Source organism: Lentzea sp. NPDC042327 (assembly GCF_040647275.1).
GTDB lineage: Bacteria > Actinomycetota > Actinomycetes > Mycobacteriales > Pseudonocardiaceae > Lentzea.
In genome coordinates, this window is record NZ_JBEZBX010000012.1 from 230875 (window position 1) to 237876 (window position 7002).

Annotated in this window: 8 protein-coding genes; 3 read left to right on the forward strand and 5 right to left on the reverse strand. The window is 71.4% G+C overall.

Annotated features, from left to right (window positions below):
* Window positions 1-17 precede the first annotated feature (17 nt).
* From purU to AB0A63_RS28755, 4 genes are read right to left on the reverse strand one after another with little or no spacing between them, the layout of a single operon-like run.
* On the reverse strand, window positions 18-893 hold the full coding sequence (gene purU / locus AB0A63_RS28740; RefSeq protein WP_360396873.1) for a formyltetrahydrofolate deformylase: 876 nt from the start codon (window positions 891-893) through the stop codon (window positions 18-20).
* A gap of 13 nt (window positions 894-906) precedes the next feature.
* Complete coding sequence (locus AB0A63_RS28745) at window positions 907-1632, reverse strand: maleylpyruvate isomerase N-terminal domain-containing protein (RefSeq protein ID WP_360396874.1); 726 nt, start codon at window positions 1630-1632, stop codon at window positions 907-909.
* A 9-nt stretch (window positions 1633-1641) separates the two neighbouring features.
* Window positions 1642-2448, reverse strand: a complete 807-nt coding sequence (locus AB0A63_RS28750; protein ID WP_360396875.1) for a class I SAM-dependent methyltransferase — start codon at window positions 2446-2448, stop codon at window positions 1642-1644.
* Complete coding sequence (locus AB0A63_RS28755) at window positions 2427-2915, reverse strand: DUF2505 domain-containing protein (protein ID WP_360396876.1); 489 nt, start codon at window positions 2913-2915, stop codon at window positions 2427-2429. The genes AB0A63_RS28750 and AB0A63_RS28755 overlap by 22 nt, the downstream gene beginning before the upstream one ends.
* On the opposite strand from AB0A63_RS28755, the gene AB0A63_RS28760 reads away from it, so the two are divergent.
* Both AB0A63_RS28760 and AB0A63_RS28765 read left to right on the forward strand, forming a co-directional pair.
* On the forward strand, window positions 2914-4014 hold the full coding sequence (locus tag AB0A63_RS28760; protein WP_360396877.1) for a UDP-N-acetylmuramate dehydrogenase: 1101 nt from the start codon (window positions 2914-2916) through the stop codon (window positions 4012-4014). The genes AB0A63_RS28755 and AB0A63_RS28760 overlap by 2 nt on opposite strands.
* 91 nt (window positions 4015-4105) lie before the next feature.
* Complete coding sequence (locus AB0A63_RS28765) at window positions 4106-5122, forward strand: hypothetical protein (protein WP_360396878.1); 1017 nt, start codon at window positions 4106-4108, stop codon at window positions 5120-5122.
* Here AB0A63_RS28765 and AB0A63_RS28770 read toward each other — a convergent pair.
* Complete coding sequence (locus AB0A63_RS28770; RefSeq protein WP_360396879.1) at window positions 5076-5807, reverse strand: SDR family NAD(P)-dependent oxidoreductase; 732 nt, start codon at window positions 5805-5807, stop codon at window positions 5076-5078. The genes AB0A63_RS28765 and AB0A63_RS28770 overlap by 47 nt on opposite strands.
* A 91-nt stretch (window positions 5808-5898) precedes the next feature.
* Between AB0A63_RS28770 and AB0A63_RS28775 the strand changes: the two genes are divergently transcribed.
* Window positions 5899-7002 (forward strand): Ig-like domain-containing protein (locus AB0A63_RS28775; RefSeq protein ID WP_360396880.1); only part of this gene is annotated, 1104 nt, incomplete at its 3' end.

Sequence of the window (7002 nt, forward strand, 5' to 3'; positions counted from 1 at the left end):
ATGCCCCGTGTTGCCGGCTAGAAGATCACCGTCTGGTTGCCGTGCACCAGCACCCGGTCCTCCAGGTGCCACCGCAGCCCGCGGGCCAGCACGACCTTCTCGATGTCACGGCCCTTGCGGACCATGTCCGCGACGCTGTCGCCGTGGTGCACCCGCAGCACGTCCTGCTCGATGATCGGCCCCGCGTCGAGGTCCGCCGTCACGTAGTGGCAGGTCGCCCCGACCAGCTTCACACCGCGCCGGTGCGCCTGGTGGTACGGCCGGGCGCCGATGAACGACGGCAGGAAGCTGTGGTGGATGTTGATCGTGCGGCCGGACCAGTGCGCGCACAGCTCCGGCGGCAGGATCTGCATGAACCTCGCCAGCACCACGGCGTGCGGGTCGTGCTTGTCGACCAGCTGGCGCAGCTGGGCGAAGGCGGCCTGCCTGCCCTCGGGGTCGTTCACGGGGAACGGGACGTGGTGGAACGGGATGCCGTGCGCGCGCGTGATGTCGCCGAACTCGGGGTGGTTGCCGATGACGGCGGCCACCTCCACGTCGAGCTCGCCGGTCGCGACGCGGGCCAGCAGGTCGTACAGGCAGTGGCCCTCCTTCGACACGAGGATGACCACGCGCTTGCGCTCGCCGGTGTCGGTGACCGTCCACGTCGACCGCGCGCCCAGCGACGCCGCCACGTCGGCGAAGCGGGTGCGCAGCTCGGTGGAGTCGAAGGGCAGGGAGTCCGCGCGGACCTCCTGACGCGTGAAGAACCAGCCCGTCTCCGGGTCGGTGTGGTACGCGGCCTCGACGATCCAGCCGCCGTTCTCCGCGAGGAACGTGGAGATCCGCGCGATGATGCCGGTGCGGTCGGGGCAGCCGAAGGTGATCACATAGCGGCGTTCAGGCGATGACACGACGGACGAGTATTCACGCCCTGGGCAGCGCCGCCAACAGCGACTCGTCACCGGACACGATCGCGTGGCTCGGACGGGCCCACAGCGCGCGGTAGACCGCGTCGGCGGTGCCAGCGAGGGTGGCGTCGGTGTCGACGGCCGAGTCGAGCACGTCCGTCACGACCGGCTCCTCGCCGGGCGCGAGCCAGACCTCCCAGGCCCGTCCCGCGTCGGCGGCGTGCACGAGGACCCGGCCGGTCACCTCGACGGTGCGGCCGAGCACCAGCTGGCGCGGCATCATGACCGTGAGGAACTCGTCGACGCCGTCCGCCGCGAACTCGGTGCCGAAGACCAGCGACGGCAGGTCGTGGCCGGTGGCGAGCTGCGCGTCCAGGCGGTGGACCGAGGTCTCGTGCGCCTGCCTGCGCGCCCAGAAGCCGGCGACCTGAGGGCCGTGGAACGTCCAGGCCGGACGGTCGGCGGGCACCTCGCGGAGCCGTTGCACGAGCGTCGCGAGCCCGTTGTCCCACCAGGCGAGCGCCTCGTCCCAGTCCCGGGGCGCCTTCGGCCACTCCGGGCGACCCGCGGCGGGTTCGGTGACGACGCAGGTGCCCGCCCACGTGTGCACCTCGGCGATGTGCCGCACCAGCTCCAGCACCGTCCACTCAGGACAGGTGGGGACCGCGGCACCCGGACCCGCCTGCTCGGCGGCCGACCGCAACGACGAAGCCTGCTTCTCGATCTGCGCGACGAAGTCCACCGGCCCACCCTAGGGTGCGACGGCGGCCCATTCGAGCGAGATCTCGCCCAGCCGCCAGCGCTTGCGGTCGTCCACCACCGGCCAGCCGCGCTCGACCAGCAGCCGCGCCGACTCCACCCAGCGCGCACGGGGTCCGAAGGGAGCGAACGGGGCCGCGGTGGCCCAGCACGCGTCCAGTTCGGCCAGCAGCGCGTGCACCCGTTCGCCGGGCACGTTCCTGTGGATCAGCGCCTTGGGCAGCCGCTCGGCGAGGTCGGACGGCACGTCGATGCCGGACGGCTTGCACGCCAGCGTGAACGTCCGCGGCCCTTCCGCCGACAACGTCACCCACGTGCAGCGCCGGCCGATCTCGTCGCAGGTGCCCTCGACGACCAGGCCGCCGGGCGCCATCCGGGACAGCATCGTGTCCCACGCCTCGAACGACTGCTCCTCGGTGTACTGGCGCAGCACGTTGAACGCGCGCAGCAGCACCGGCCGCGCGCCCGCGAGCTCGAACCCGCCGCGCCGGAAGTCGAGCAGCGGCGGGTCGGCGACGGCCTTGCCCGCGTCCACCCGCTCCTGGTCGATCTCCAGCCCGAGCACGCGCACGTCCGGCCGCACCGCCCGCAGGCGTGCGGCCATCTCGACGGTCGTGATCGGCGTCGCGCCGTACCCGAGGTCGACCACCAGCGGGTCCGCGGCGTCGCGCAGGAACCCCGCGAGCGTGCCGGTCATCCACCGGTCGACCCGGCGCAGGCGGTTCGGGTTGGTCGTGCCGCGCGTGGGCAGGCCGAGCGCGCGGGCCCGGCCGGCCGCTAGCCGCGGTTTTCGAGCCATCGCGAGGTGAACTCGCTCTCCTTGTCGATCAGCACGGCGACCTGCTCGGCGATCATCTTCTCGAGCTTGCCGCCCATCAGCGGGATGCCGACCTTGACCTCCCCCGTGAGGGTGAGCTTCGAGCCGGCGCCGTCGTCGGTGATCGTGAACGCGCCGTCGAGCCGGCCGGGCACACCGCTGATCGTCACCTCGACCGTGCCCGCGCCCGCCGCCCAGTTCTCCGTGCGCTGGATCACCAGGTCGCCGCCCAGTGCGGCCTTGGCGACCGACGGCAGGTGCTCAGCGGGCACGCCCTGCTTGAGCTGGTACGACGTCTTCCCCTCCACCGAGGTGAACGAGATCAGCTCGGCGTTCGGGCCCCCGATGGCGGCCAGCCGGTCGCGCAGGTGGGTCTCGTCGACCATCGCGCCGAAGACCTCCTCCGCCGAACGGGGTGAGGTGGTGTGGTGCTCGATGCGGCGTGCCATGTCGCGGAGGCTACCGTTGACGTCCGTGACCACCACGCAGTCCGTGCCTCTGGCCGAGCGCACCACGCTCCGACTCGGTGGACCGGCCGCGCGGTTCGTCCACGCCACGACCGCAGCCGAGCTGGTCGACGCCGTGCGGACGGCCGACGCCGCCGCCGACGAGAAGGTCCTCGTGCTCGGCGGCGGGTCCAACCTCGTGATCTCCGACTCCGGCTTCGACGGCACCGTCGTGGAGGTCGCCACCAAGGGCTTCCGGCTCGACCCGCTGGGCGGCGGCATCGTCCAGTTCACCGTCGAGGCCGGCGAGGAGTGGGACGCGGTCGTCGCCGAGGCGGTCGCGCAGGGCCTCGGCGGACTGGAGTGCCTGTCCGGCATCCCCGGCTCGAACGGCGCCACGCCCGTGCAGAACGTCGGCGCGTACGGCGTCGAGATCTCCCAGGTGCTGCAGTCGGTCGACCTGCTGGACCGGCGCAGCGGCAAGGTGCACCAGGTGCCCGCGGCCAAGCTCGGCCTCGCCTACCGCACCAGCGTGTTGAAGAACACGGACAACGCCGTCGTGCTGCGGACCCGGTTCTCGCTGACCGCGGGCGGCATGTCCGCACCGATCCGCTACGCCGAGCTGGCGCGGGTCCTCGGCGTGGCGCAGGGCGACCGCGTGCCGGCCGACGCCGCCCGCAAGGCCGTGCTGGAGCTGCGCCGCGGCAAGGGCATGGTGCTCGACCCCGCCGACCACGACACGTGGAGCGCCGGCTCGTTCTTCACCAACCCGATCCTCGACGACTCGACGTTCTCCGGCGTGCTGATCCGCATCGCCGAACGCCTCGGCACCGACGTCGACGTGCCGACCTACCCGGCGGGCCACGGCTTCCGGAAGCTGTCCGCCGCGTGGCTGATCGAACGCGCCGGCTTCCGCAGGGGCCACCAGGGTCCCGGCGGCCGGGTCGCGTTGTCGGGCAAGCACACGCTGGCGCTGACCAACCGCGGCACCGCCTCCACCGAGGACCTGCTGGACCTGGCGCGCGAGGTGCGCGACGGGGTGCGGTCGGCGTTCGGCGTCGAGCTGCACCCCGAGCCGGTCTTCGTGGGCGTCTCGCTGTAGCTCCCCGGCTCCCACCGCCGTCCGGGTGACTCCGTGTGACGAACGGCTACTTCGCGTGTTTCATTGAGGTAGGGGTGGAACGGAGGTTGCCATGAGCCACCTCGACGACAGCGCGCGAGAGGTCATCCGGCCGGTCAAGCGGATGGTCGAGGACGAGTTCCTCGCCCGGCCCGGCGTCATCGGCGTCGACATCGGCGAGAAGTACACCGGCGGCCGGCCCACCGGCCGGACCGCGATCGTGGTCTACGTGTGCACCAAGGGACCCGAGCACCCGCAGCAGATCCCGCCGGAGGTCGCCGGCGTGCCGACCGACGTGGTCGCGGAGACGGTCGTGCTGCACCGGGCGCGGCTCTCGCGCTCGGCCGAGGTGCTCGGCGAACCCGGTGCGGCGGAACGGCATCCGGTGCTGCGCGGCGGTCTGAGCATCGGCCCGGCGCGCGCGGTGCGGATGGTGCCGCCGGACGTGCCGGTCGCGGGCGACTACGTGGTCGTGGGCACGCTGGGCGCGTTCGCGGTGACCCGCGAAGACCGGAAGGTGGTGGGGCTCACCACGTTCCACGTCGGCTGCGTGGACGACGCGTGGGCGGTCGGCGACGAGTTCCTGCACCCGTCCAGAGTGGACGGTGGGCTGGTAGGTGCCGACCAGGTGGCCGTGCTCGACCGGGCCGCGCTGGCCGGGTCGGTCTCGGCGGCGGGGCTGCGGATGGGCGGCCGGCCGTTCCGCGCGGAGGTGCTCGACGTCGGCGCGCTGACCGGGACGGCACCGGCCGTGGTCGGCTCGTCGGTGCGGAAACGGGGCCGCACAACGGGTCTGACCTACGGCGTGGTCACGTCGGTGGACGCGACGCTGCGACTCGACTTCGGTGCCGAACTGGGTGTGCGGACGTTGCGCGACCAGGTCCGCGTGCACTCGGCCGAGCGCTTCGGCGACCACGGCGACTCGGGCGCGGTGCTCGTCGACGCGGACAACCGGGTCGTCGGGCTCTACGTCGGCGGAACGGGCACGACCGGGTTCGCGAACCCGATCGAGCCCGTCCTGCGCCTGCTGGACGTGGAGTTGCTCACACCCGGTGTACCCGAGTCGCGGAAGCCTGGGCCCGCGGCTTGAGCACGATCTCGTCGAGGTTCACGTGCGAGGGCCGGGTGACGGCGAACGCGATGACGTCCGCCACGTCGTCGGCCGTCAGCGGCGTGAGGCCCTGGTAGACCTTGGCCGCGCGCTCGGTGTCGCCGCCGAACCGGTTGGCGGAGAAGTCGGTCTCGACCATGCCCGGCAGGACCTCGGTGACCCGCACCGGTTCGCCGAGCAGCTCGCCGCGCAACGTCCGGTGCAGCGCCGACTGCGCGTGCTTCGCGCTCGTGTAGCCGGAGCCGTTGTCGTAGGCGTCACGTGCCGCGACGGACGTCACGGACACGATGTGGCCATCACCGGACGCGATCAGCTTCGGGATGAAGGCCTTGGTGACGAGCAACGTGCCGAGCACGTTCGACTCCCACATCCACCGCCATTCGTCCGGGTCGCCCTCGGCGACGGTCGAGAGACCGCGCGCACCACCCGCGTTGTTCACGAGGACGTTCGCGTGGGGTACCCCCTCCGCGAACGCCGCGACCGAGCCGGCGTCCGTGACGTCCAGCTCGATCGCGGTCCCCTCGATCTCTTTCGCGATAACGTGGAGACGGTCCAGACGACGTGCGCCGAGCACGACGTGGAACCCCTCGGCGGCAAGCCGCCGCGCGGTCGCCTCGCCGATGCCCGCGCTCGCTCCGGTCACTACTGCGACAGGTCGATTCACGACCTCGATCGTAGGCGTCGACCCGGGTGTGACTGACATCACTCGCACCAGGCGGTCGGGCTGGACGTCTTGGTTTGTGGAGGTCAGAACCGTGAAGAGAACCGTTGGTGCGTTGCTCGCCGGCCTGATGCTGCTGTCCGCGTGCTCGAGCGTCGAAGCAGGGTCCGCGAAGCCGGACAGTTCGCTCCCGTCCGCGAAGGTGACCGTGTCCCCCGTGGACGGCACCAAGGACGTCCAGGTCACGTCCCCCGTGCAGGTGGCGGTGGTGGACGGCAAGCTGGAGGCGGTGGCGCTGAAGTCACCGGAGGGCAAAGAGGTCAAGGGCACGCTGACCGAGGACAGGACCGGGTGGACCAACGCCGAGCCCCTCGGCTACGGCAAGACCTACAGCTACTCGGGCAAGGCCGTCGGCACCGACGGCAAGCCGGTCGAGCTCACGGGGTCGTTCACCACGGTGGCGCCGGGCTCGCAGACCCGCGCGACGCTGTGGCCGGGCGACAACCAGACCGTCGGCGTCGCGGCGCCGATCATGGTGAAGTTCGAGGCGCCGGTGCAGGACAAGGCGACCGTCGAGAAAGCGCTGAAGGTCACCAGTTCGGCGAACGTGCAGGGCTCGTGGGCGTGGCTGACCGCCCAGGAGGTGCACTACCGGCCTGAGCAGTACTGGCCGGCGAACACGCAGGTCAAGGTCGAGGCCAAGCTCTACGGCGTGAACTACGGCGGCGGCGCGTTCGGCAAGGCCGACGTGACCAGCGAGTTCACCATCGGCCGCAACCAGGTCGTGAAGATCAACAACCCGACGCACCAGCTCGTGGTGCTGCGCGACGGCCAGCAGGTCGCGTCCTACGCCGCCTCGTTCGGCCGGGACGCCGACCCGGAGCTGACCACGCCGAACGGCACGTTCGTGGTCATGTCGAAGCACGAGACGTTCTCGTTCGACAACCCGCGCTACGGCTACACCAACGTCGTGAAGAAGTGGGCCGTGCGGTTCTCCAACCACGGCGAGTTCATCCACGAGAACAACGACAACGCCGCGAACATCGGCAAGAACAACACCTCGCACGGCTGCGCGAACCTGCTGGAGGCTGACGCCAAGGCGTACTACGACTCGGCGCTGGTCGGTGACCCGGTCGAGGTGACCGGCTCCATCACCACACTGCCGGCGCAGTTCGACTGGTACGACTGGCAGATCCCG